Origin of the sequence: Mycobacterium sp. UM_Kg27 (genome assembly GCF_000972905.1) — a bacterium.
Lineage (GTDB): Bacteria > Actinomycetota > Actinomycetes > Mycobacteriales > Mycobacteriaceae > Mycobacterium.
In genome coordinates this window covers 1-22,761 of sequence record NZ_JRMM01000068.1, presented here as the reverse complement: position 1 = coordinate 22,761, position 22,761 = coordinate 1, and the positions used below count along the sequence as shown (strand labels likewise).

Genomic DNA, 22,761 nt, shown 5'->3' with positions numbered 1-22,761 from the left:
TCGTACTCCTTGGAGTAGCCGTAGCCGCCGTGGATCCGGAAGCTCTGCTGGGTGACCTCATTGCAGTACTCGCTGGCCAGGTATTTCGCCATGCCCGCGGCGACGTCGTTGCGTTCGCCGGAATCCTTGAGCCGGGCCGCGTTGACCATCATCAGGTGTGCGGCCTCGACCTTGGTCGCCATCTCGGCCAGCCCGAACGCGACGGCCTGATGCTCGGCGATCGGCTTGCCGAAGGTGTTGCGCTGCTGGGCGTATCGGGCCGCGAGCTCGAACGCGCGGATGCCCACCCCGCAGGCACGTGCGGCGACATTGACCCGGCCGACCTCGATGCCGTCCATCATCTGGTAGAAGCCGCGGCCGGTCTTTCCGCCCAGAATGTCGGCTGAACCGGCGCGATAGTCGTCGAAGATCATCTCGGTGGTGTCGATGCCCTTGTAGCCGAGCTTCTCGAGCTTGCCGGGGATGGTCAGCCCCGGGACGACTTCACCGAATCCGGTGGGCTTTTCGACTAGGAACGCGGTCATGTTGCGGTGCGGGGTGTCGGCCCCTTCGTCGGTGTGGACCAGCACCGCCACCAGGCTCGACGTGGCGCCGTTGGTCAGCCACATCTTCTGGCCGGTGATGAGGTAGTCACCGTCGCCGGTGGGTGTGGCCCGGGTGCGGATGGCCGCGACGTCGGAACCGAGCTCGGGTTCGGACATCGAAAACGCGCCGCGCACATCACCGGTCGCCATCGCCGGCAGGTAGCGCTGTTTCTGCTCGTCGGTGCCGTGCTGGCGCAGCATGTAGGCCACGATGAAATGGGTGTTGATCACCCCGGAGATGCTCATCCAGCCGCGCGCGAGCTCCTCGACGCACAGTGCGTAGGTCAGCAGGGATTCGCCCAGCCCCCCGTAGGCCTCCGGAATCATCAGCCCGAACAGGCCCAGCTGTCGCATCCCGTCGACGATCTGTTGCGGATAGGCGTCGGCGCGTTCCAAGTCGGCAGCGTGCGGAATGACCTCTTTGTCGACGAACGCCCGCACCGCTGCGACGATCTCGGTCTGGCTCTCGGTCAGCCCCAACGTCTGGCACAGTCTGGTCATCTACGCCACTCTCTCGAACACGGCGGCCAAGCCCTGGCCACCTCCGATGCACATGGTTTCCAACCCATAGCGCTGCTGGCGGCGGTGCAGCTCACGCGCCAGCGTTGCCAGCATCCGGCCGCCGGTCGCGCCCACCGGATGCCCCAGCGAGATCCCCGAACCGTGCACGTTGGTCCGGTCGCGGTCGGCCGCACCGAACCGCCACGCCGCCATGACCGCCAGCGCCTGAGCGGCGAACGCCTCATTGAGCTCGATCAGGTCGATGTCGGCGAGGGTGAGACCCGCCTTGGCCAGGGCGACCTCGGTGGCCGGCACCGGGCCGATGCCCATCACGTTGGGCGCGACCCCGGCCAGCCCCCAGGAGACCAGTCGCACCAGCGGGGTCATGCCCAGCTGCTCGGCCTTGGCCGGGGTGGTCACCACACACATCGAGGCCGCGTCGTTCTGACCGCTGGAATTGCCGGCGGTGACGGTGGCATCCGGATCGCTTTTGCCCAGAACCGGTTTGAGCTTGGCCAGTGACTCGACCGAGGTGTCGGCGCGGGGATGCTCGTCGGTGTCGATCCGCTGCTCGCCGGCGCGGGAGCGCACCGTGACCCCGATGATCTCGTCGGCGAGCACACCGCTGCGCTGGGCCGCCACCGCGCGCTGATGTGAGGTGACCGCGAGCTCGTCCTGCTCGGTGCGGGAGATCTGGTACTGACGACGCAGGTTCTCCGCGGTCTCCAACATGCCACCGGGCACCGGGTGGTACTGCCCGCCCGCGGTGGTCCGGCCGCGTGCCAGGCCGTCGTGCACCCGTACGCCGTCGCGGGCCCCGCCCCAGCGCATGTCGGTGGAGTAGAAGGCCACGTTGCTCATGCTCTCCGCACCGCCGGCGATCACCACCTCATGCGCGCCACTGCCGACCTGCAGGCAGGCCTGGATCACCGCCTGCAGGCCGGATCCGCACCGCCGATCGACCTGCATACCCGGAACCGTCACCGGCAGGCCGGAATCCAGGGCGACCACCCGCCCGATCGCGGGCGCCTCACTACTGGGATAGCAGTGCCCCAGCACCACGTCGTCGATGGCGTCGACGGGCAGGCCGGTGCGCTCCAGCAGTCCGGACAGCGCGGCGACGCCGAGCTCGACGGCGGTCAGCGATTTGAACATCCCGCCGTAGCGGCCGATGGGAGTGCGAACCGGTTCGCAGATCACCGTCTCGCGCAGGCTCATAGGTGTCGACCGCCGGTCACCTCGAGCACGGTGCCCGTCATATAAGAGGACAGGTCGGATGCCAGAAATAGTGCGACGGTCGCGACCTCGTCGGGCTCGCCGGCCCGGCCCATCGGCACCTCGGCGACCTTCGAATCCCAGATCCGCTGCGGCATGGCCTCGGTCATCGCCGAGCGGATCAGCCCCGGCTGGATCGCGTTGACGCGGACACCGAGGTAGGCCAGCTCCTTGCTGGCGGCCTTGGTCATGCCGACGATGCCGGCCTTGGCGGCCGAATAGTTGGTCTGCCCGACCATGCCGACCTTGCCCGATATAGAGGACATGTTGACGATCGCGCCGCGTTTGCGTTCCCGCATGATCGCCGCAGCCGCGCGCAGCCCGTTCCAGGTGCCCTTGAGGTGGACTGCGATCACCTGATCGAAATCGTCTTCGGTCATCTTGCGCATGGTGGCGTCGCGGGTGATGCCGGCGTTGTTGACCATGATGTCCAGACCGCCGAACCGCTCGACGGCGACGGCTACCAGCGCCTCGACGTCGGCGGAGTCCGTGACGTCGGTGCGTGCCGCCACCGCCACGTCGGCGCCCAGCCGCTGCGCCGCGGCCTCGGTCGCGTCCAGGTTCAGATCGCCGAGCACCACCCGGGCGCCCTCGGCGACGAAGCGTTGCGCGATGGCGAAGCCCAGCCCCTGCGCTCCACCGGTGATCACCGCCGTCTGCCCGTTGAGTAATGCCACGCCGAAACCGTCCTCTACATGTCGTGCCCACCCATGGTCCGCAACATCATATTTCATATATGATTTATCGGCCAGTGCCGAAAGGGGCCGAACTATGCCGACCGCATCCGTCGCGTCCGTCGAAGACGACGTCTTCGCCGAAATCCTGTCCCAGACCCGCCGGTTCGTCCGGACCATGGTCGTCCCGCGCGAACAGGAGATCCTCGAGACCGATCAGGTGCCGGACGACCTGCGGCAAGCCGCCAAGGACCTGGGCCTGTTCGGCTACGCGATCCCCCAGGAATGGGGCGGGTTGGGCCTGAATCTGGCCCAGGACGTCGAACTGGCCATGGAACTGGGCTACACCTGCCCGGCGGTCCGGTCGATGTTCGGCACCAACAACGGCATCGCCGGCCAGGTGCTGGTGGGGTTCGGCACCGATGAACAGAAGGAGCGCTGGCTGGCGGCCATCGCCTCCGGGGCGGTCGCATCCTTCGCCCTCACCGAGCCCGGAGCGGGCTCCAATCCCGCGGGCCTGCGCACCAAAGCCGTCCGTGACGGCGACGGGTGGGTGCTCGACGGCCAGAAGCGGTTCATCACCAACGCCCCGCTGGCGGATCTGTTCGTGGTGTTCGCCCGCACCCGGCCCGCCGACGAGCGCGGCGCCGGCATCGCGGTCTTCCTGGTGCCGGCCGATACCGCCGGGGTGGAAGTCGGCGCCAAGGACGCCAAGATGGGCCAGGAGGGCGCCTGGACGGCCGATGTCAGTTTCTCCGGGGTGCGACTGCCCGCCGCCGCTCTGGTCGGGGGGAATGAGGACATCGGTTACCGGGCGGCGATGACCTCGCTGGCCCGCGGCCGCATTCATATTGCCGCGCTGGCGGTGGGAGCCGCGCAGCGCGCACTGGATGAGTCGGTGAACTATGCCGCCACCGCAACGCAGGGCGGCGGCATCATCGGCGACTTCCAGCTGGTGCAGGCGATGCTCGCCGATCAGCAGACCGGAGTGCTGGCCGGCCAGGCGCTGGTCCGCGATGCCGCCCGCAAATGGGTCAGCAACGAAGATCGGCGAATCGCTCCGTCGGTGGCGAAGGTCTTCTGCACCGAGATGGCCGGCAAGGTCGCCGACCTGGCGGTGCAGATCCACGGCGGCAGTGGATACATCCGTGGCGTGCCGGTGGAGCGCATCTACCGCGATGTCCGGCTGCTGCGGCTCTACGAGGGCACCAGTGAGATCCAGCGGCTGATCATCGGGTCGAACCTGATCAAGAACGCGAAGCGGTCACTGTAAGCAGCATCACTTTCTGCCCCGGAAACGACGTGCCGCCGGCACCGCTATTTCCGCCGATTCCGGCGTGAATCGATACCCGCGACGCACCCATTGATCAGGCAATTTCATCCTGATAATGCGAATTTGTGACCTTTGGAGCCAGGCTCAACAAATACCTACGAGCCCTCTACCAGCACTTACGGAAATTAACGGTCATGCTTGCCGGATTTTCCCCGATCTACCTGGCGTTTCTCCGTTGCGACGTTATCTTTGACAACATGAATGTTAAACGTGATGGGTGCCACAGATTTTGGTAAGTGCAGTTATCCATGGTTAATGTGCTCGGTCATGTTTGGTCTAGAAGCTCTGATGGCGCTCATCCAGCAGGTTTCGGGCACCCCGTACATCGTCGGCGGCAACACTCCCGCAGGTACGGATTGCTCGGGTTTGGCCTCGTGGGTGTCCAACGTCGCCAGCGGCCGGCCGGCCTTCAGCGGCCGGTTCCACACTGCCAACGAGGAGTCGGCGCTGCTGGCCCGCGGCTTCAGGTACGGCACCGCGCCCAACGCTCTGGTGGTGGGCTGGAACAGCCACCACACCGCGGTGACCCTGCCTGACGGCACGCCGGTGGCCAGCGGTGAGCCCGGCGGAGTGAAGATCGGTGGCGGCGGCGCCTACCAGCCGCAGTTCACCCACCACATGTACCTGCCCATGGACGAGGCACCGGCCCCCGAAGCGCCGGTGGAGTTCGCCGCCATGGTGGAGCCGGGCCCCGAGCCCGCGGCAGAGCCGATGGGCGTGGAACTGGCCGCAGCGCCGCCGTTCGACGCACCGCCGCCGTTCGAGGCACCGCCGCCGTTCGAGGCTCCCCCGGCCGAGGCGCCGATCGACATGCCGCCCGGCGAGGCGCCGCCGATGGATGCCCTGCCACTCGACGACGCCCCGGCCGAGCCCGGCCCGGAGCCCAGCGACCGCGAGGCGCCGGCTCCGGCCTAGTCTCGTCCGTTCGGGTGCGCTGACGGCGCCGTGGGGCGTCGCGCCAACAGCCACGCCACACCGTCCGCTTCGCCCTCGCCGATCAACTCCAGGCCGGAGAACGCCGTGCGCAGCTCCCCGGGCGCAGCCCGATACCGCCCAGCGGTGCTGCCGACCTGACTCAACGCGGTGATCGCCAGCAGTCCGCCCGGAGCCAGGCGCTGCACCATCGGCGCGTCGAGGCGACTGTCGCGGAACCGGGCGCAGTAAATGACGTCGGCCGGTGGTCCATCCGGAAGGCCGTCGTCGAGATCGACGACGTCGAATCGGCACCGGTCTTCAACGCCGCTGTGCACGGCGAACGCCCGCGCCCGATCGACGGCGACGGGCGAGATGTCGCATCCGGCCACCTGCAGGCCACGCTGGGCCAGCCAGACCGCCGCTGCGCCCTGGCCGCAGGCGATGTCGAGCGCGCGGCCGGCCGTCGGAAAAGCGTCCACGAAGGGCGCAAACACCGCAGCGGGCCCGATCGTGTCCGACCCCGGCACGCAGCGGCCTTTGTACTTAGCATCCCAGCGGGTGCGGTCCTCGGCGCTCATGCGATGGACGATACTGCGGGGGTGAGATTACGCCCCTCGATCGCGTTGTTGCTGTTCGTCTTGGGTGGAGTGGCCGGTCTGATCGGCGACCACTCCCATGTGGTCACCGGGACCACCGAATACCTGTCCCCGTCGCAGGCCGTCCCGTTCATCTGGAGCAGTCCGCTTTACTTCCCGATCCTGGTCGGGTCCGCCACCGTTTTCCTGGCGGAGTTGAGACTGCATCTCCCCTCACCGCGGACCGCGGTCACGGTGCGCCAAGGGGTGGCTGGTCTGGCCGCCGTGCTGGGCAGCTACGTCGTCACCGCGATGTTGCATGCCTCGCCGGTGGTTCCCCTCACGACGTTGATCTGCGCGTTCGCCGCGATCACGTTCTGCGCCCTGGGAGATGGTCCGGCGATTGTCTGTGGCGTCCTGATCGCGGCCGTCGGCCCGGTGGTCGAGATCGGTATCGCCGCGCTCGGCCAGTTCCGCTACGTCCCGGGCTCGGACGGGTTGTTCGGGGTCGCGCCGTGGCTGGTGCCGCTGTACTTCGCATTCGGGGTGGTCGCGGCGCTGATCGGCGAGATCGCCGCCGGCGTCAAGCCGCCCGCGCAATAGCCACAACGGGAAGGGACGCGATGGCACCGGTCACCCTCGGCGGCTACCCGGCAAAACGGTGCGCTCGCGTCACCCACAACGAGTTCGCTCCCGGCATCGCCGAGCCTGCGCCGCCGAGCCCGGACTTGGAGGCGCTGCGCAGTGCCGGAATCGAATTCGAGGAAGCTGTCCTCGAGGAACTCCGGTCACGCTACGCGGGTTCTGACCGACTGCTGCTGTTGGACGCCGAGATCGGCGCTACCGAACGCCGGCGACGCACCGTGGCCGCGATGACCGCCGGTGTCGAGGTGATTGCCGGCGGGGCCCTGCCGGATGTCAACGGCCGCAGGGGCCTTCCCGACGTCTTGGTCCGGCACCAGGACGGCTACCTGCCCGTCGACATCAAGAACCACCGCACGCTGGCCCCCGCAAAACGCGCGGAGGTGGAGATCTCGGCACTGTCGCAACCTGATCGGCGACTGACCTATTCCGGCCACACCGACCACGGTGCGCGCTGGCGTGACGATGTCATGCAGCTGGCGCACTACACCCGGATGTTGCAGGAGTTGGGTTTTCACTGCGGGGTGAGCCGCGGCGGTATCATCGGCAGCTCCGACCTCACCGCACTGCACGGCGAGAGTCTCGGCATCACCTGGTATGACCTGGATGCCGAGAACATCGTCACGTATTCGGCCAGCGATCCGTCGCATCGCCGGTCACGCTCGGCGCTGCAGCGTTATGACCACGAGTTCGGCTTCCGTCTCGAGGTCGCACGGGCCGCGGCGGCCGGACGAGAACTGGTGCGGCCCTACCGCATCGCCGACTGTGGGACGTGTGTCTGGTTCGACTGCTGCGCCGAGGCGGTGGGCGACGGTGACGCGTCGTTCGCCATCGAGACCGGACACCTCACGATCCGAGAGTGGCAGTACCTGTATCAACACTGCGGCGATGGCGCGAAGTTGAGCGTTGCGCAGTTGGCGGCTGTCGATGTGGATGCGCACCTCGAAGCGTTCCGCGTCCAGTCCGTGGGCACCAAAATGCCGCGAGACCGGCTGGCCAACGCCGTCCGGCGAGCCCGGATGAGTTGCTCCGGAACTGATTTCGAGTCACACGAACCGGGGCCGGCGACTGTTCCTTCCGCCGACGTCGAGGTCGACTTTGACATCGAGTGGGATGACCAGGGCCGGATCTATCAGTGGGGCTTACGCATCCGCGACGGCCAGGACGACTCCACCGCCCGCTATCAACCCGTGGTCTCCTTCGATCCGCTCAACGAGGCCGCCGAAGCCGCACTGGCCGCCGAGTTCGCCTCTCGAATGCAGCAGTTGCGCGGTCACGCCGCCCGCGAGGGCAAGTCGCTTCAGGTCTTCCATTGGCACCACCCCGAGGTCAGCAGTACGCGCAGGTTCGCCGAGGTGCAGCAGGCGCTCGACGGTCTCACCTATGACCTGCGGAAATGGTTCGACGCAACGTTCTTCGCCCGCACCTCGTCGTCGATCAAACAGGTCGCCGGCTTCTTCGGCTTCCGTTGGGAGGTCGACGATCCCGGGGGTCTGGCCTCGCTGGGGGCGATCGAAACCGCCCGGGGCAGCGGCCCGCAGGCCGACGCCGCCCGGCAGTGGTGTCTGAGCTACAACGAGTGCGACGTCGCCGCGCAGGCGGCGATCCGCGACGGGCTGCGCGCCTACCGCCGCTGAGCGGGGTTCAGGCCTGGGTTTTGACCGTCGGGCAGATGTTGGTGCGCGCCGACTCGACCACCTCGCCGGCGGTGGGCTTGGGGATCTGCAGATACACCGAGACCTGTTCGACGATGAGGCTGGTCGGATGCTTCGGGAACTCCAGGCATGCGGTCCGTCCGGCAGCCAGCCGGCGGGCCTCGGTGCCGGGCGGGAACTTTGCGCGGATGGCGTTGAGATAGGCCATCTCAGCCGGACTGGGGTAGGTCGACTGCTGCTGGGTGCACAGCAGGATGTCGGGGCTGTTGCCGCAGTAGTCGGGATCACGCGGATTGAGCGGATCGGCCTGAGCGGATGACGCAGCACCGATCAGCCCGGCCAGCACACCTGCGGCCAGGGCCGCCGCGAGTGCGGTTGATTTCACGTCCAGCGCCTTTCTCCTCGCCGCTGACGCTAGCAGCAACCCGAAGCCGCTCGCGGGGACTTGCCGGGTCTGGCCGGCACCGGCGGAACCGCCTCATCCGCCGCCGCCGTAGCATTGCCGATATGAGTTGGGCAGCCCGGTTCACCGCACCGTTGGCGATCACCGGTGTGGCGATGGGAACGTTGGTCGCCGCAGCGCCGGCGCACGCCGACGAAGCCAGCTTCATGCAATATCTCAACACCCACGGCTACACCGCGCGCTACGGGAATGACGAGCCGATCTCGGAGTCCAGCGTGCGAGCCCTCGGGCACATGATCTGCGAGAACCTGCGGGTAGGGCGAACCGTCGAAATGCAAATGCCGCACTACCCGGCGTGGCCGCAGTTCGCGCTGATCGCCGACGCGGCGCGCCAGGAGTTGTGCCCGGGCGCCTAGCGCTGCCAACGCTGGGTGTCGACCGGTCCCGATGCGGGTAATTCGGTGCCGTGAGGCTTCGTAGAAGCACTACCTCCGGTCCCGGGTTGCGCCGTATCGGTCGAGGCCGAGGCTTTTCCTACGCCGACGGTCACCACCCGGTCGACGATCCGGAGGTCCTCGCCCGGATCAAGGCACTGGCCATCCCCCCGGCGTGGCGCAAGGTCTGGATCTGCCCCTATCCCAACGGGCACATCCAGGCCGTCGGAGTAGACGCCGCAGGACGTCGCCAGTATCTGTACCACCCGCAGTGGCAGGCCGAACGTTCCGAAGAGAAATTCGACCGGGCGCTGACCCTGGCCAAGCTGCTGCCGGACTGGCGCGCCGAGGTGCTCGCCGACCTGCGCGGTCGCGGCCTGAAACGCGATCGGGTGCTCGCCGTCGCCCAGCAACTCATCGACCGGGGTTACTTCCGGGCCGGTGGCGAGGAGTACGCCCAGGAGAACGGCAGCTTCGGGCTGGCCACCTTGCTGCGCGATCACGTCACGCTGCGCACCGGCTGCGTGGACTTCGACTATCCGGCCAAAAGCGGTGTACGGCGGACGGTTTCGGTCGACGATCCGCTGGTGGTGCGTGCGGTTCGCGCACTGTTGCGCGCGCCGACCGACCTGCCCCGGCTGCTGGTTTACCGCACCTCCGACGGCTGGTGCGAAGTGCGCGCCGACGACCTCAACGAGCGGTTCCGGGAGCTGACCGATGAACAGTTCAGCGTCAAGGACCTGCGGACCTGGCATGGCACCGTGCTGGCGGCCGAGAGCTTCGCCGCCGCGTGCGAGCCGACCTCGAAAACCGTTCGCCGTCGCGAAGTCGCCGCCGTGATGCGCTACGTCGCCGAGGAACTCGGCAATACCCCGGCAGTCGCCCGCAGCTCCTACGTGGATCCGCGCGTCGTGCAGGCCTATGAACAGGGCATCACCATCCGCTCGGCGCTGGACCGGGCCCGGGGCCGTCGCAAGGACGCAGCGCGCCGACTCGCGACCGAAGCCGCCACCGCTCGGATGATCAGACGAATCGACCGAGCAGGAAAGTAGCGCCCGATCCGCCGCGGTTGGCACCAATTCGCACCTGCACCGCAGAGCGCCGGTCCTGCGACTTCCAAGGTCAAGTAGCTACAGTGCTCTGGGTGGACGGACGAAAGATTGCCAGGGTCTGCGGTCGCAGCCTGGCCATTCTGACGTCGCTGGCCGTCTCGGCCGCCCTCATCTACGCCCAGAGCAGCCACGATGCGGCGCCCAAGCCCACCGAGACTGCCGTGGCGGCGCCGTCGGCTTCGTCGACACCGCCCCCTCCGACCGCCGGCGGGATGCGCATCGCCAATCCCGCCGAGGCCGCGGCGCTGGCGGCGAGCGTGCCGATGCCCACCGAAGGCCAGCAATTCACCTTCCCACTGCCCCCCGGGGTGGCGCCGGAGAACGGGCTCCAGGTCAAGACCATTTGGGCGGCCCGCACAATCGGCGTGCTGTTTCAGGAGATCAAGACCATCTACGGGTATCGCCAGGACCCGTTGAGGTGGCATCCCGACGGGCTGGCCATCGACGTGATGATTCCGGATTACCACAGCGAGGCCGGGATTCTGCTCGGCGACCAGATCGCCGGCTACGCGCTGGCCAACGCCCAGCGGTGGGGGGTCAACCACGTGATCTGGCGCCAGAAGATCTACCCGGGCGTCGGCGGTGGCAACTGGACGTCGGATTACGGCAACGAAACCGCCAACCACTACGACCATGTGCACATCGCCACCAACGGTGGCGGCTACCCCGCCGGGCAGGAGACCTACTACATCTCCTCGATGACGCCAGCGCCGACGGATTGAGCCGTCGCGTCCGCCGACGTGTCGAACATGTGTTCTAATACGTGGTGAGCTTGCCCGCCGCCGCGGGCGACGAATGCGCAAGGAGGTCGCCACGATTATGACTGCACCCACGTTCGCCCCCGAAGCCCCGGCCCTCACCGACGACAGCGTCGGGATGGGTTCGTTCGCCGCTGCGACGCCCGTCCCCGAGCCCGTCGCCGCCGTCATCGAGGCTCCCGAAATCAAGGAGCCGGTCAAGAAGTCGGCTGGCAAGAAAGCCAAGACGCTCGAGCTGACCCTGACCGTGACCGGTACCGCCGACGGCGAGTGGCACGCCGAGATCAAGCAGGGCAGCAGCTATCTGGTGCGCAACCTCGCCGTCGCGGCGGCCGCGGTGTCGCGGGCCGCCAAGGAACTGCACGCCGATCTGTTCGCACCGATCGAGGCGCTGATGGACGAGGCCCGCTCGCAGCACGCCGCGCGGGTGGCCGCTCTGGAAGCCGAGCTCGAAGCCGCGCGGAAAGCCTTGGCAGACTTGGACTGAAGCCTTCGTTCACCGGCGTGCCAGCCAACCCAGGAACTCGTCGACGGTGAACACCGGTTTCCCGTAGTCCTGGGCTTTGCGGGCCTTTCCCGACTGCGTGCCCGCTTCGGCGATGACCAACACCTCACATCGCGTCTTGGTCACCGAACGCACCGGCGCCAGCCCGGCTGAGGCAGCCAGCCGCTCTATCTCGTCGCGTTCCAGCACCCGGCCGTGGCCGTCGACCGCGGTTCCGGTGAAGCAGACGCGGGCGCCGGGAGCCAGGACCGCGTCGATGTCATCGGCTGGCGACGGCGGGCGGGTCAGCCCCGCCGCTGAGTCGTCGGCGCCCAGCGCGCGCAGTGCGTCGCCCAGCCGCGCCGACACCTCCTCCGGGAGTCGGGTGCGGGTGGCCGCGAGCAGCAGTTGATCGGCGGCGGCCTGGCGTGCCGCCTGTTCCCAGTTGGTCTCCCCCGCCACCGACGCCTGATCGACAGGCTTGACGCCCAGCAGGATCGCTCCGAGGGTTCGGCTGATCCGCAGCAGCGCCGACAGCGCCGGAAGGTGTTCGGCCGTCGGGGTGGTGACGTCCGGATCGCGGCTGAGCAGGATTCCCGAGAGGGCGTCGGTTTCGTCGGGTTCGTCGAACGGCGATGAGCCGGAATCGACGTCGACGGCGTCGAGTCTGTCCAGCGTGGCCCTGGCGCGCTGCAGTGCCGTGTCGCCGGCGATGCTGGTGCCCCGCAGGTCGATACCCAGCGGCATCGGGGTCACCTGTCCCAGTCGCTTGAGCTCGAAGTCGATCAGCCCCAGCGTCTCATCGACGTTGACGCCCACCGGCGTGCATCCGGCCAGCATCGGCGCGATCACCGCCCAGGCCTCCCGCAACGTGGGCGCCAGCAGCACGTCGGCCACCCCGATCCGATAGGCCTGGCGCGCGTCGGCCAGATCCCGCTGCGGATTGATCAGCGTCGATATCGCCGTCCCATCGTCGAACGCCACCGCCAACTCCACCGGGCGAGGTCGCGACATCCGTCCCTCGTCGCCCACCGTGAGCAGACCGATCGCGCAGTAGCGGCGCGCCCGGTCGCGCTCGGCCGAGGCGCGCAGGAATCGGGCGATCCGGCGATCTACTTTCAGATCTTTCGGCAACACAGGGCGTTTGAGCACGAGCCCGGCCAGCGAGGTGCACCGGCTCAACGCCACGTAGAGCTGGCCGGTGGAGAACATGCCGCCGGACAGGTCCACCACCAGTCGTTCCAGGGTCTGGCCTTGGCTCTTGTGAATGGTGATCGCCCAGGCCAGTTTGAACGGCAACTGGGTGAAGGTGCCGACGACGTCGCGGCGCAAGGCGCCGCCCTCGATCACCGGGCGGGTCGCCTCCCAGGTGAACGGGGTGACGTCGGCGATGTCGCCGTGGGGGAACTCGATTTCGACCACGGCGCCGCGGCGGTCGTAGCCCACTCCCACCACGCGGCCGATCGAACCGTTGACCCAGCGTTCGGCCTGATCGTTGTTGAGCATCATCACCTGGGCGCCGATCTTGAAGCGCAACTCCTCATCCAGCGGCTTGTCGAACAGCGACAGGTCGCCGGATTCGGTGGCGCGGTGCAGCATTTCCTCACCCGGCAACCGCTCCAGCTGCTGGCGATTACGCGCGGTGACCAGCCGGTTGGTGGGCGCCAACGTCAGCCACAGTTCGTGGTCGGGCGGCACGAAGCCGGGATCCACCCGGGCGTCCAAGTGCGCCCTCGCATGGCCGAGCAGCACGCCTTCCCGAATCTCGTTGAGGATCGCGGTCATCCGGTCATCGCCGAGCTGGCGGAACACCGTCGTCAGTGAGACGCTCGGGAACTCCGCCCGGCGAAACGTGTTCGCCGAGAAGAAATACGGGGTGTCATAGGTCGTCGAGAAGTAGTGTTGCTCGCCCTCGGTGACCACCGGCGGCAGCTGGTAGAGGTCGCCCACCAACACCACCTGAACCCCGCCGAACGCAGTTCCCGGCTCCGGCCCGAAGCGCTGCAGCGCTGCGGCGATCATGTCGAACACGTCGGCACGCACCATCGACGCCTCGTCGATGATCAGCGTCTGCAGTTTGGCCAGCGTCTTGGTGAAGCGCCCGGGCCGGTAGTCGCCGCCGGCGACATCGGACAGCGTTGTGGTGGGCCGGAATCCGAACAGCCGGTGGATGGTGTGGCCGTCGACGTTGAGGGCGGCGATCCCGGTCGGGGCGACCACCACGACCTTGCGATCGGTGGCGGCCATGAAGTGGCGGATGAGCGTCGATTTGCCCGTGCCGGCCTTGCCGGTCAGAAACAGGTTGCGGCCCGCTGCCAGCAGCCCCAATGCGGCACGGAACTCCTCGGTCAGCACGACGGTGTTGCTGGCGGCCACCACTGAAGCCACCCTACTGGCGTGATTCGGGCTATCGTGACCAGATGGCAGCGATCTCGTCGAAAACGCAACAGCCGAGATCCCAGCACCTCGCGGCGTTCCTGGTCTCGCTTGTGCTCGTCATCGTCGTCGCGGTTCTCGGCGGGCTGGCCTCGGCCGACGCCGCGGCTGACTACGGGCAGCTCGCGCAGCCGAGCTGGGCGCCACCGAGTTATCTGTTCGGCCCGGTGTGGAGTGCCCTGTATCTGCTGATGGCGGTCGCGGCCTGGCTGGTCTGGCGGACCGACCCACGGTGGACGAATCCGGCGATCATCGCCTATGGCGTCCAGCTGGTGTTGAACCTGTTGTGGTCGCCGCTGTTCTTCGGTTTGGGCTGGCGCGGCCTTGCCCTGGTTGACATCCTGCTGCTCGATGTCGCCGTGGTGATCACCATCGCGGCGTTCTGGAAGGCCCATCGCACCGCGGCGTTGCTGCTGCTGCCGTACTTCGGGTGGATCCTGTTCGCCACCGCGCTCAATTACTCGGTGTGGTCACTGAACAGCTGACACGCGCTACCGGTTCGACTCGGGTCAGTCGACCTTCGGGCAGTAGAAGTGCGGGTCGTTGCGGTACTCGACCGGCGGCAGGTTGCGTGCCGGAGTCTGCACCAGGGGCGCATCCACCGGAAGCCGACCCGAGGCGCGGTCGAGCGCGGAGCGCTTGCGCGGATGCATCAGGGCGCGTTTGGGGCCGTACTTGGACACCAAGGTGATCGCCTTGCACAGATACCCGTGCACCCGCTCCTGGCGCGGGGACCAGGTGTAGCCCATGAGTTCGCGCACCGGCGGGTCATAGAGCGCCACGGTCATGAACGTCAGGAAGCGCTGCATGACCTTGAGGTTCAGCGCCCACAGCCAATCCGGAATCCATTCCAGTGACGGATGTTTGGGCATGGTCGACAGGTCCATGACCTCACGGGCCGCCCAGTTGTTCTCCAGGACGTTGTTGCACATGTGGTCCCAGTACTCTTGGAACTCTTCCCAGGTCTTGGGAACCGGGCGCATGCTCATGCCGTACATCCGGTACCACTGCACGTGCTCGTCGAACAGCTGCCGCTTGTCGGCCTCGGTCAGTCCGCCGGCGAACTTCTCAGCCGCCAGCAGGGTCGACTTGAAGAAGGTTGCGTGGGCCCAATAGAAGACGTCGGGGTTCAGCGCGCTGTAGCGGCGTCCCTGCTCGTCCACACCCTTGATGCCGATGTGGTAGTCACGGACCTCGGCGCCGGTCTGCGGGGCGCGGTAACCGTCGAACACCACGCCGCCGATCGGGTAGATCGACCGCATCAGGCGCGGGATGCGTTCCATGAAGAAGATGGAGTGGTCTTTGACCGCGGCACCGAGCTGAGGGTGCATGTTCTGCATCGAGCCGGCCCAGGTCCCCTGGAACAGACCGGTCCATTGGCCGAAGTACTTCCAGGTCAGCGAGTCGGGGCCCAGCGGGATCGGGGGCGCGTCGTAGCCGTTGTTGCTCACGGGACAGCCGGCAGCGACCGGCGCTTCGCTGGCTGCGGGGCAGGTTTCCGACATGTCTTGCGTCACGAGTGCGCACTCCCAGTCATCGTTGACCACTTCTGACAACATGCGTTATCAGTATTGGGAGTCTAGGGGGACTCCGGGCTCGGGTCAATGAGGGAATTCGGGTTCACGCCCGGGTCCCGCGGGCCTACCTGGGGTTGTCGGCCGGAATCCGTGGCGCCGCGGGTGGCCGGGATGCCAGAATTCTTATCGGTGCGCACACGGCAACAGCGCGAATCGGGGGATCGTGATTCACGCCATGGCGCGATGACCGCCGCGGATGGAGACCCCAATGACGACCGTCGACCTGCCCCTGTCTGATTCCAGGGGCGCGAGCACCACGCATACCAGTCAGTGCACGCTGTGCGAGGCGCACTGCGGCATTCAGATCACGGTGACCGACGCCAAGGTCAGCCGCGTCCAGGGCAACCCCGACGACGTCTTCTCGCACGGATACATCTGCCCGAAGGCGACCGCGATGGCCGGTCTGCACGAGGATCCCGACCGCCTGCGAACCCCGATGCGGCGGGTTGGCGACACCTTCGAATCCGTGAGCTGGGCGGCAGCCCTCGCCGACATCGGCACCCGCTTGCGTCGGGTCCGCAAAGAGCACGGCAATCAGGCCGTGGGGATGTACCTCGGCAACCCTGCCGCGCACAGTTCCGCGGCGGTCTACGGCCTCCTGCTGCGCGCAGCCCTGATGACGCCGAACTTCTTCTCCGCCTCGAGCATCGATCAGATGCCGCACGAGTACGCCGCGTGGAAGGTGTTCGGTTCCAACGTGCTAGTCCCGATCACCGACATCGATCGGACCCAGCGGCTGGTGATCCTTGGCGCCAATCCCGCCGTGTCCAACGGATCGCTGTCGGTCATGCCCGGCGCCAAACGGCGCATCAAAGCGCTGCGCGACCGCGGCGGCACCGTCGTCGTGATCGATCCGCGCCGCACCGAAACCGCAAAGCTCGCCGACGCGCACATCGCCGTGCGCCCCGGTGGCGACCTGTATCTCCTGCTGGGCATGCTGCATGTGCTCATCAACGAAAATCTCTGTGACACAGCGGCGATCGCCCGCCAATCGGTGGGCCTGCCGCAGCTGCGCCGACTGGTAGCCGACGCCAGCCCTGAGGCGGTCGCCGAACGCGCCGGTGTCGATGCCGACACGATCTACGCCCTGGCCCGCGACCATGCCGCGGCGGAATCGGCGGCGCTGTACTGCCGTATCGGTATCTGCCAGCAGGAGACCGGGACATTGGTGAGTTGGCTGGTGATGGTCATCAACGCCGTCACCGGGAACCTGGACCGCGCGGGCGGCACGATGTTCTCCACGCCGGTCATGGATGTGCCGCGGCTCGGGAAATACATTCCGGCCGGCCACGGCGCGTGGACGGACCGGTCGGGACGGCACAAGTCGTTCCGCGGTGAGCTTCCCGCGGTCGTGATGGCCGACGAGATCCTGACCGCAGGCGAGGGCCAGATCAAGGCGATGATCACCTGCGCCGGGAACCCGGTGTCCTCGATCCCGCAGCGGGGCCGACTGGACCAGGCCATGGCCTCGCTGGATCTGTATGTGGCGATCGACATGTACATCACCGAGACCAGTCGGCACGCGGACTACATTCTGCCGCCGGCCTCACCGCTGGAGCGCGAGGATGTCGGGCTGCTACTGCCGGTCTTCAGCGTGCGCAACAACGTCCGCTACCAGCATCGAACCTTCGAGCCACCGGCCGGCACCAAAGACGACTGGGAGATCCTGAGCCTGCTCATGCTGGAGCTGCTTCCGGCGCCTCTGCGGCAGCTGGTCGCACCGGTGCGTAAGCCACTGCTCGCCGCAATCAGTCCGCTGCGCATGGCCGGCATCTCCCTGGCGACTGGACCATACGGTTGGATCCGCAAGGGCCGCAAGGGCATTACCATGCGGCAACTGCGCGACAGTGCCGGCGGGCTGGATCTCGGGCCGCTGCGTCCACGGTTGCGCGAGGTCATCGCCACCCGCGATCGCAAGGTCCAGCTCGCGCCGGAGGAGTTCATCGCGGCCGCCGCCACGTTGCTCGACGGGCCCGCCGGCCCGCACAGCGCCTACGATTTGCAGCTCATCGGACGACGTCAGCTGCGCAGCAACAACTCCTGGCTGCACAATGTGCCGTCGATGACCAGCGGCTCCAACCAATGCACGCTGCACATGCACCCCGACGACGCCAAGAACCGCGGACTTGCCGAGGGTGACACGGTGCAGGTCACCTCCGACATCGGAAAGATCGAAGTTCCGCTGCATATCAGCGATGACATGCGGCCCGGCACAGTCTCGGTGCCCCATGGCTGGGGACACCACAACACCGGCTGGCGCCACGCGGACTTGCTGCCCGGGGCCAACGTGAACGACCTGCACGATCCGGAGCGGGTGGACACCTTCACCGGGACTGCCGCGGTGAACAACACCTGGGTTTCGGTGGCCGCCACCACGGCAGCGGTGCAGCGGTAACGGTTTCGGGGGCCGGGAGAGCTGGCCGACGGCCCGCGTACTGTCCTAGCTATGTCTGAGGATCCTTCCCCCAACGAGTTTTTTGAGACGGTGTTCGGCCTCAGTGAGCGGAGCCGTCCGTCGACGCAGTACTTAGAGTTGCTGCGGCGGTATTCGGCTGGGGCTGAGGTCTTCACGTCGGCAACGCCCGAGACGGGACGCGAACGCTATGAGGCGCTCTGGATAGCAGGTGGCGTGGTGGGAGTGCTGGCGACCGACGGCTATGCCGATGACTCGCTGATCACCGGCGCTATTCGTAGAATCGAGACCTTGGGCTTTATCGAGCTGGGCGCGGTGTTCGGTTCCGTCGGATTCAACACGGTCGCTTCGCCGTCCATCGTGCTGACCTTCAGCGAAGACGAGATCGAGGTGGAGGTCGGCGCCGGGCACTACAACGCAGACTCGTTCATTTCGGCGCTACTGGCACGAATGGCGCGCATCGCGGTCTAGGTCGGATCGGCCGGTTTCAGCTTCCGATCGGCACGAATCCGCTGCCCGGCCCGTCGCCGGCGTTGACGTCGGCGAGGATCGCGCTGAATCTCGTAAAGTATGTAAGTGGTTTCGCGGGCCGGTATTTGCCGCCCATAGTCGCGGCACCGCCATAAACCAGGCCGACCAGCCGGCCGTCCATGGTTGCCGGCGCTCCCACATCGCCCGCCTCGAATTGCCCAAACATCGTCATACGCGGCCAGCCGTCGAAACTGATGCGATCGCAGATGCCAGGGGTGGTGGGCCCGTACTTGCACACGAGCGAATCGAACACCGGGTCCGCGCCGATGCCGTTGATCACCACACCGGCGTAGTCCGACACTGGGATCAGGTCAGGCACATCGAACTTGATCACCGCATAGCGCAGGTCGCCGTTGACGGCCACGATGGTGCCCACAGTCGTGTCCGTTCCCACGACTGCGACCGATGCCCCCGGCCCACCGCACACCGCTCCGGTGAAGCCCACTACGTCACCGGTCCGATCATGTCCGATCGTGGTCAGCGTGCAGTAGCTGTTGCCGTCGACGACGATGGCAGCCCCACCGCCTAGGATCACCATCGCGGCCGCTGTCGGGGCGGCGGGCAACGTTGCGCCGAAAAGCACTGCGAGAGTGAGGGTGAGCCGCCAACGCGTGAACTGCACGGCGCTCCTGTTCAGAAGGGTCAGTGGGTGCAGTTTTTTGACGGGCCGCTTCAGTCGCAGAGCGACAATCCTTTGGCGAGCAGTGGGCCGATGTCCACTTTCAGTCCTGGGTATGTGGCATCGTCGGCCCAGATCACGTCGACGTCTTCGTATTGACCGGTCGACTGAGCGGCGCCGTTCACGGCGTACATCCTCCGATTCGCAGCGAGAGTCACAGACTGCTCCCCTCCATCGACACCTTGGCGCGCACACATCAGGGTTGCTTCGGAAACGGTCAGCGGCCACGGGCCATCGGTCCAGGTCTCCTCGGACACGTAGCCCCGCGGGTGGCTATCGACGGGGGCAGCACCGGTCGTGGCGGCGGCGAAAGTGGCGGTCGGAGGCGGCGCACCTGTCGTACTCGTAGCCCCGCAGCTCGCCGTGGCAGCGACAGCGATCCCGGTGATGAACCGCAGCATTCGTTTAGACGGCACGGAAACCCCTCCCGCTCCATACGTGACCGTGTCATCTAATCGCACCGACGGTGGCCGCGGCGCGAATCCAGCTATTCGGCGCGAAGACCCCGAGAAGCAGAGAGTTATGAGGAACTCCGCCGGGTAAGCTCCTCGGCATGGCATCAGTGACTTCGGCCGGCGGTCTGCGGAACACGCCGTAGCCCCATCCCCGCGGCGATCGCGGACTCGGTGGGGCTACCCCGTTCCGAGGATCCGCATGTCCCGCACCGATGCTCATGCTCCGTTTCACGTACGCGTCGCCCGCCGCGAGATCACCGTCGTCGCGGTCCACCGCTGCGGCGGCCGCGATTGCGACTTGCCCGACCGCAGCACTGGCCATGTCAGCCGCTGCTACTGGCTGTTCCATTTCACCGGAGTGAATGTGTGCAGCTGCTGGATGTGCCACTCGCACAACCGGCCGGAGGATCGCCGATCAGCGGTACGCGCCCGTCTGCGCGGCATGGCCCGCGCATGGAACGGCGGCGATCGAAATAGCTGAGCTGCGGGGCGTCCGCTACTTTGCTGGGCGGAAGTAAGGCTCAACCGTGCCGCTGAGCTTGACGACCATAGGATTTCCGCGACGGTCCTTCGCGGTAGGGACTTCGACACGCACCCAGCCCTCAGCCACGTCGTATTCGCAAACGTTGGTTCGCTCGACGCCATTGAAGCGAATGCCCACGTCGCGGCGGAGCACCTCTTCGTCGTAGAACTCGCTGCGCGGGTCGATGGAGAGGTGATTCGGTGGCACGTCTGTGTTCTGGTCCTCGGGCATGATGGCTTTCGTTGAATGCTGCGTCGGATTCCTGGTCTTGATTCTCGCATCTCCCCTATTCACCAACGGGTGTACCCGCCAGTGCGTCGAGTACCCGATCGATGAACCTGTCGGCGTGACCACGGAGGCCGTCATTCGTGTATCGAGTCGTGTCGACCTCGATCGGATCCCCCGATGCGAAGCGCACCCGCATCGCACGCCGGTACGTCCGCTCCCCGAAACCGCCGTCCGCCGCACCATAGGCGTTGACATCGAGCCCGATTACCTGGCTCAGCGGCCGGATCACCACAGCCAGATTCTGCTCCTCCGCAGCGTCCGCGAAGTAGTCCAGCTGTCCAATCACGTGCCTGTCGATCCAGACCAGACGGCACTCCTGATCGGGCAGCTTCTCGCGGGCGAAGCCCTCAACCGGCCATCGCCTGACCAGCTCGCCGATCTGCTCCACCACGATCCTGGGCGGCCGCGACCAGTCCGGGAATACGTCCCTGGCTATCTGCCGGAGTTGTTCCTCGCCCGTCATGGACGACAACGTAACCCGCAAGAACCGCCCAGGCGCGCGATGATCCAGCAGCCTTTACAGGTTCTTCATGGAAGCTGTTATGCGTTGCAGTAAATCCGGCTGGCCGCGATCAGCGTCAAACCTGGACCTTCAAGGGCTTCATGCTGCTGCGGGGCACCGGTATCTCTGCTGAATCCGTGTGCCGGCTACCGATTCCCCGCTACGCGCGACGTCGGCTTAGTGAGGAGACGTCCGCAGTCTGGCACCGAAGTCGTCCGAGACGCGGCTTTGTTATTGCAGACAACGCGTCTACATTTCCGGCATGGCAGCAGAGAAACCAATCAGGGTCGTGATCTGGGGCCCCGGCGATATGGGCGGACGGGCACTGCAGGCCACCTTGGACTCTCCCGACTACGACGTGGTGGGCGTGAAGGTGTTCAGCCCGCACAAGAACGGAGTGGACATCGGCGTCCTCGCCGGCCGCGACGAGGTGGGCATCCTCGCCACCACGTCGAAGGAGACGATCCTCGCGCTGGACGCCGACCTGGTGATCCACACTCCCACCACACCCGCACTCCTGCAGGGTGCCGACGAGGACGTGGTCGAACTGCTGGCGTCCGGCAAGAACGTCGTCTCGGCCGCGGCCTTCCACAATCCGGCCCAGCCGACCTGGCTCTCGGAGTCGCATTCGCCGCTGTCGATACTCCGCTCGCTGGCCCGCCTCAAGGTCACCGGTGACGTCTTCGGTCCAGCCGAGAAGCGAGCGCTCAAGGGATTGGCCGCCACCATGCGGGCCGTCAACTCCCCCGTGGGCTTCGCGCTGCGGCCCGGAGCCGAACTGCTCGCGCGGGGCGTCGTCGGCCGCGCGATCCACCAACGCGCCGACGGCGTCCGCCTGCAGAAGGCCTGCCTGACGGGTGGCGTCTCGCTGCACGGAACGGGCCTGCACCCCGGTCTGATGGTCGAGCAGGTGCTGCTCCGGATCGCCCTTCTGATGGAGGAGGTCGAGGAGGTGCGGTTCCTCGAAGTCGGAGACCTCTCCGCTGCTCCCGACGGCATGTGGGGCGGCCTCGCCAGTCTGGGCTTCGGAGAGCCGCTCAGCGCAGTCGACAACGACCACGCGATCGCCTGGATGCAGCACTTCTACTTCGACGCGGTGCTCGGCAACGTCGCGTGGGAGCTGTGGGGTGTGCCTCCGGAACAGGTGCGCGTCGAACGTCACGTCTACCCCGTCCCCGCGCGGGTGGAGGTGGCTGCCGGTGGCACGGTGATCCGACCCGGCACGGTCGGCGCGATCCACATGACCTACCGCGGCTACATCGGTGACCGGCTCTTCATGACCAACGAGGAGTGCTGGCACGTAGGCGGCGGCAACGCGCACCTGGGGCCCGATCATCCGAACAGCCTCGCCGGCGGCCACCTCATCACCCTGGAGGGCAAACCCGGCAGGGTCGAAATGCGCAGCGAGCCCGACGACGAAGCGTTCAACGCCGACTGGTCCGCCGTCACCGACATCTCGGTCAACGCCATGCTGGCCGCGGCGCCCGCGGTCATCGCGGCCCCGCCCGGCGTCGTCATCCCCGATCTCGCACCTCGCTACCGACTGGAGCCCGCATGAGCGCCACCACGCCCCCCGTCACCGTCGCCGTGGTGGGCGACGGCGCTGTCGCCGAACACCTGACCCACCGAATCACCGAGCGCGCGGACAACTTCGGACTCGTCACTGACGGTGCTTCGGCGGATCTGGTCGTGTTCGCCACCGACGGGCCACCGGACTCCCAGGCGGTGCTCGAGGCACTCGCCTCCGGCACCGACGTCATCACCGTCTCCCCGGTTGCCGATGCCGAGGCCGTGCTCGCCGCCTGTCGCACCGGCGGCTCGACGTTCCACGCCACGGGAGGACACGCCACTGCCCTGCCTGGCTATGTCATGCGGGCCCTCTCCGGGATCAGTCGCGGCACGCAGTCGGTGACGCTGTCCCAGGCGGTCAACGAGCATCCGGTCGACGAGCCGTCACTGCAGCTGGCTGGGGCTCTCCTGGGCCTGTCTCTTATACACATCTCCGAGCCCAC

At 67.0% G+C, this 22,761-nt stretch carries 24 protein-coding genes and 1 pseudogene; 14 read left to right on the top strand and 11 right to left on the bottom strand.

The window, feature by feature from the left end:
* From LI94_RS12330 to fabG, 3 genes are all read right to left on the bottom strand, one after another.
* Positions 1 to 1,085: acyl-CoA dehydrogenase family protein (locus tag LI94_RS12330; RefSeq protein WP_046301368.1), on the bottom strand; the 1,085-nt coding region annotated here is incomplete at its 3' end.
* Positions 1,086 to 2,303: an acetyl-CoA C-acetyltransferase gene (locus tag LI94_RS12325; RefSeq protein WP_046301367.1), complete on the bottom strand. Its 1,218-nt coding sequence runs from the start codon at positions 2,301 to 2,303 to the stop codon at positions 1,086 to 1,088. It lies immediately after the preceding gene.
* The gene (gene fabG, locus LI94_RS12320) at positions 2,300 to 3,094 is read right to left on the bottom strand and encodes a 3-oxoacyl-ACP reductase FabG (RefSeq protein WP_046301366.1); all 795 of its coding nucleotides are present in this window, start codon (positions 3,092 to 3,094) and stop codon (positions 2,300 to 2,302) included. The genes LI94_RS12325 and fabG overlap by 4 nt, the downstream gene beginning before the upstream one ends.
* Positions 3,095 to 3,131: 37 nt before the next feature.
* Between fabG and LI94_RS12315 the strand changes: the two genes are divergently transcribed.
* Positions 3,132 to 4,307 carry an acyl-CoA dehydrogenase family protein gene (locus LI94_RS12315; protein WP_024442066.1) on the top strand — a complete coding sequence of 392 codons (1,176 nt, stop codon included), beginning with the start codon at positions 3,132 to 3,134 and terminating at the stop codon, positions 4,305 to 4,307.
* 327 nt (positions 4,308 to 4,634) lie between these two features.
* Complete coding sequence (locus tag LI94_RS24495) at positions 4,635 to 5,282, top strand: glycoside hydrolase (RefSeq protein ID WP_046301371.1); 648 nt, start codon at positions 4,635 to 4,637, stop codon at positions 5,280 to 5,282.
* Here LI94_RS24495 and LI94_RS12305 read toward each other — a convergent pair.
* Entirely contained in the window at positions 5,279 to 5,860 is a 582-nt protein-coding gene (locus LI94_RS12305; protein WP_046301365.1) for a class I SAM-dependent methyltransferase, read from the bottom strand. The genes LI94_RS24495 and LI94_RS12305 overlap by 4 nt on opposite strands.
* 21 nt (positions 5,861 to 5,881) lie before the next feature.
* On the opposite strand from LI94_RS12305, the gene LI94_RS12300 reads away from it, so the two are divergent.
* Both LI94_RS12300 and LI94_RS12295 read left to right on the top strand, forming a co-directional pair.
* Positions 5,882 to 6,460, top strand: coding sequence for a hypothetical protein (locus LI94_RS12300; protein ID WP_239651212.1), 579 nt, complete (start codon positions 5,882 to 5,884; stop codon positions 6,458 to 6,460).
* A 20-nt stretch (positions 6,461 to 6,480) separates the two neighbouring features.
* Positions 6,481 to 8,136, top strand: coding sequence for a ribonuclease H-like domain-containing protein (locus LI94_RS12295; RefSeq protein ID WP_046301363.1), 1,656 nt, complete (start codon positions 6,481 to 6,483; stop codon positions 8,134 to 8,136).
* Positions 8,137 to 8,143: 7 nt separating this feature from the next.
* Here the strand turns inward: LI94_RS12295 and LI94_RS12290 are convergent, their stop codons facing one another.
* Complete coding sequence (locus LI94_RS12290) at positions 8,144 to 8,539, bottom strand: hypothetical protein (RefSeq protein ID WP_024442061.1); 396 nt, start codon at positions 8,537 to 8,539, stop codon at positions 8,144 to 8,146.
* A 122-nt stretch (positions 8,540 to 8,661) separates the two neighbouring features.
* On the opposite strand from LI94_RS12290, the gene LI94_RS12285 reads away from it, so the two are divergent.
* The 4 genes from LI94_RS12285 to LI94_RS12270 all read left to right on the top strand — a co-directional run bounded on the left by LI94_RS12285 (position 8,662) and on the right by LI94_RS12270 (position 11,348).
* Positions 8,662 to 8,973: a DUF732 domain-containing protein gene (locus tag LI94_RS12285; protein WP_046301362.1), complete on the top strand. Its 312-nt coding sequence runs from the start codon at positions 8,662 to 8,664 to the stop codon at positions 8,971 to 8,973.
* 50 nt (positions 8,974 to 9,023) lie between these two features.
* Positions 9,024 to 10,043: a DNA topoisomerase IB gene (locus LI94_RS12280; protein WP_024442059.1), complete on the top strand. Its 1,020-nt coding sequence runs from the start codon at positions 9,024 to 9,026 to the stop codon at positions 10,041 to 10,043.
* Positions 10,044 to 10,135: 92 nt separating this feature from the next.
* Positions 10,136 to 10,825, top strand: a complete 690-nt coding sequence (locus LI94_RS12275) for a glycoside hydrolase (RefSeq protein WP_231384136.1) — start codon at positions 10,136 to 10,138, stop codon at positions 10,823 to 10,825.
* Positions 10,826 to 10,922: 97 nt separating this feature from the next.
* Positions 10,923 to 11,348, top strand: coding sequence for a DUF6319 family protein (locus LI94_RS12270; RefSeq protein ID WP_192830964.1), 426 nt, complete (start codon positions 10,923 to 10,925; stop codon positions 11,346 to 11,348).
* Between the two features lie 9 nt (positions 11,349 to 11,357).
* Here LI94_RS12270 and LI94_RS12265 read toward each other — a convergent pair whose 3' ends face one another.
* A complete protein-coding gene (locus LI94_RS12265; protein ID WP_046301361.1) occupies positions 11,358 to 13,724 on the bottom strand; it encodes an AAA family ATPase in 2,367 nt (788 codons plus the stop codon).
* A gap of 41 nt (positions 13,725 to 13,765) precedes the next feature.
* On the opposite strand from LI94_RS12265, the gene LI94_RS12260 reads away from it, so the two are divergent.
* The gene (locus tag LI94_RS12260) at positions 13,766 to 14,266 is read left to right on the top strand and encodes a TspO/MBR family protein (RefSeq protein WP_024442055.1); all 501 of its coding nucleotides are present in this window, start codon (positions 13,766 to 13,768) and stop codon (positions 14,264 to 14,266) included.
* A 24-nt stretch (positions 14,267 to 14,290) separates the two neighbouring features.
* Here the strand turns inward: LI94_RS12260 and LI94_RS12255 are convergent, their stop codons facing one another.
* A complete protein-coding gene (locus LI94_RS12255; protein ID WP_152664817.1) occupies positions 14,291 to 15,286 on the bottom strand; it encodes an oxygenase MpaB family protein in 996 nt (331 codons plus the stop codon).
* A 280-nt stretch (positions 15,287 to 15,566) separates the two neighbouring features.
* Between LI94_RS12255 and LI94_RS12250 the strand changes: the two genes are divergently transcribed.
* Together LI94_RS12250 and LI94_RS12245 are read left to right on the top strand one after the other, a co-directional pair.
* Complete coding sequence (locus tag LI94_RS12250; RefSeq protein ID WP_046301360.1) at positions 15,567 to 17,753, top strand: molybdopterin-dependent oxidoreductase; 2,187 nt, start codon at positions 15,567 to 15,569, stop codon at positions 17,751 to 17,753.
* A 51-nt stretch (positions 17,754 to 17,804) separates the two neighbouring features.
* Positions 17,805 to 18,242 carry a hypothetical protein gene (locus LI94_RS12245; protein WP_046301359.1) on the top strand — a complete coding sequence of 146 codons (438 nt, stop codon included), beginning with the start codon at positions 17,805 to 17,807 and terminating at the stop codon, positions 18,240 to 18,242.
* Between the two features lie 16 nt (positions 18,243 to 18,258).
* Here the strand turns inward: LI94_RS12245 and LI94_RS23165 are convergent, their stop codons facing one another.
* Positions 18,259 to 18,678, bottom strand: coding sequence for a hypothetical protein (locus LI94_RS23165; RefSeq protein WP_152664816.1), 420 nt, complete (start codon positions 18,676 to 18,678; stop codon positions 18,259 to 18,261).
* Positions 18,679 to 18,974: 296 nt separating this feature from the next.
* Positions 18,975 to 19,382, bottom strand: a complete 408-nt coding sequence (locus tag LI94_RS24950) for a DUF2511 domain-containing protein (protein ID WP_255351890.1) — start codon at positions 19,380 to 19,382, stop codon at positions 18,975 to 18,977.
* A gap of 253 nt (positions 19,383 to 19,635) precedes the next feature.
* Here LI94_RS24950 and LI94_RS23160 point away from each other — a divergent pair, with 253 nt between their 5' ends.
* Positions 19,636 to 19,917, top strand: coding sequence for a hypothetical protein (locus LI94_RS23160; protein WP_152664815.1), 282 nt, complete (start codon positions 19,636 to 19,638; stop codon positions 19,915 to 19,917).
* Between the two features lie 15 nt (positions 19,918 to 19,932).
* Here LI94_RS23160 and LI94_RS12235 read toward each other — a convergent pair whose 3' ends face one another.
* Both LI94_RS12235 and LI94_RS12230 read right to left on the bottom strand, forming a co-directional pair.
* Entirely contained in the window at positions 19,933 to 20,190 is a 258-nt protein-coding gene (locus LI94_RS12235) for a DUF3297 family protein (protein WP_024442050.1), read from the bottom strand.
* A gap of 55 nt (positions 20,191 to 20,245) precedes the next feature.
* Positions 20,246 to 20,710, bottom strand: a complete 465-nt coding sequence (locus LI94_RS12230; protein ID WP_046301358.1) for a hypothetical protein — start codon at positions 20,708 to 20,710, stop codon at positions 20,246 to 20,248.
* A gap of 301 nt (positions 20,711 to 21,011) precedes the next feature.
* On the opposite strand from LI94_RS12230, the gene LI94_RS12225 reads away from it, so the two are divergent.
* Together LI94_RS12225 and LI94_RS12220 are read left to right on the top strand one after the other, a co-directional pair.
* Entirely contained in the window at positions 21,012 to 22,307 is a 1,296-nt protein-coding gene (locus LI94_RS12225) for a hypothetical protein (RefSeq protein WP_046301357.1), read from the top strand.
* A pseudogene (locus LI94_RS12220) lies at positions 22,304 to 22,761 on the top strand (hypothetical protein); the annotation flags it as partial. The gene LI94_RS12225 and the pseudogene LI94_RS12220, both read left to right, overlap by 4 nt.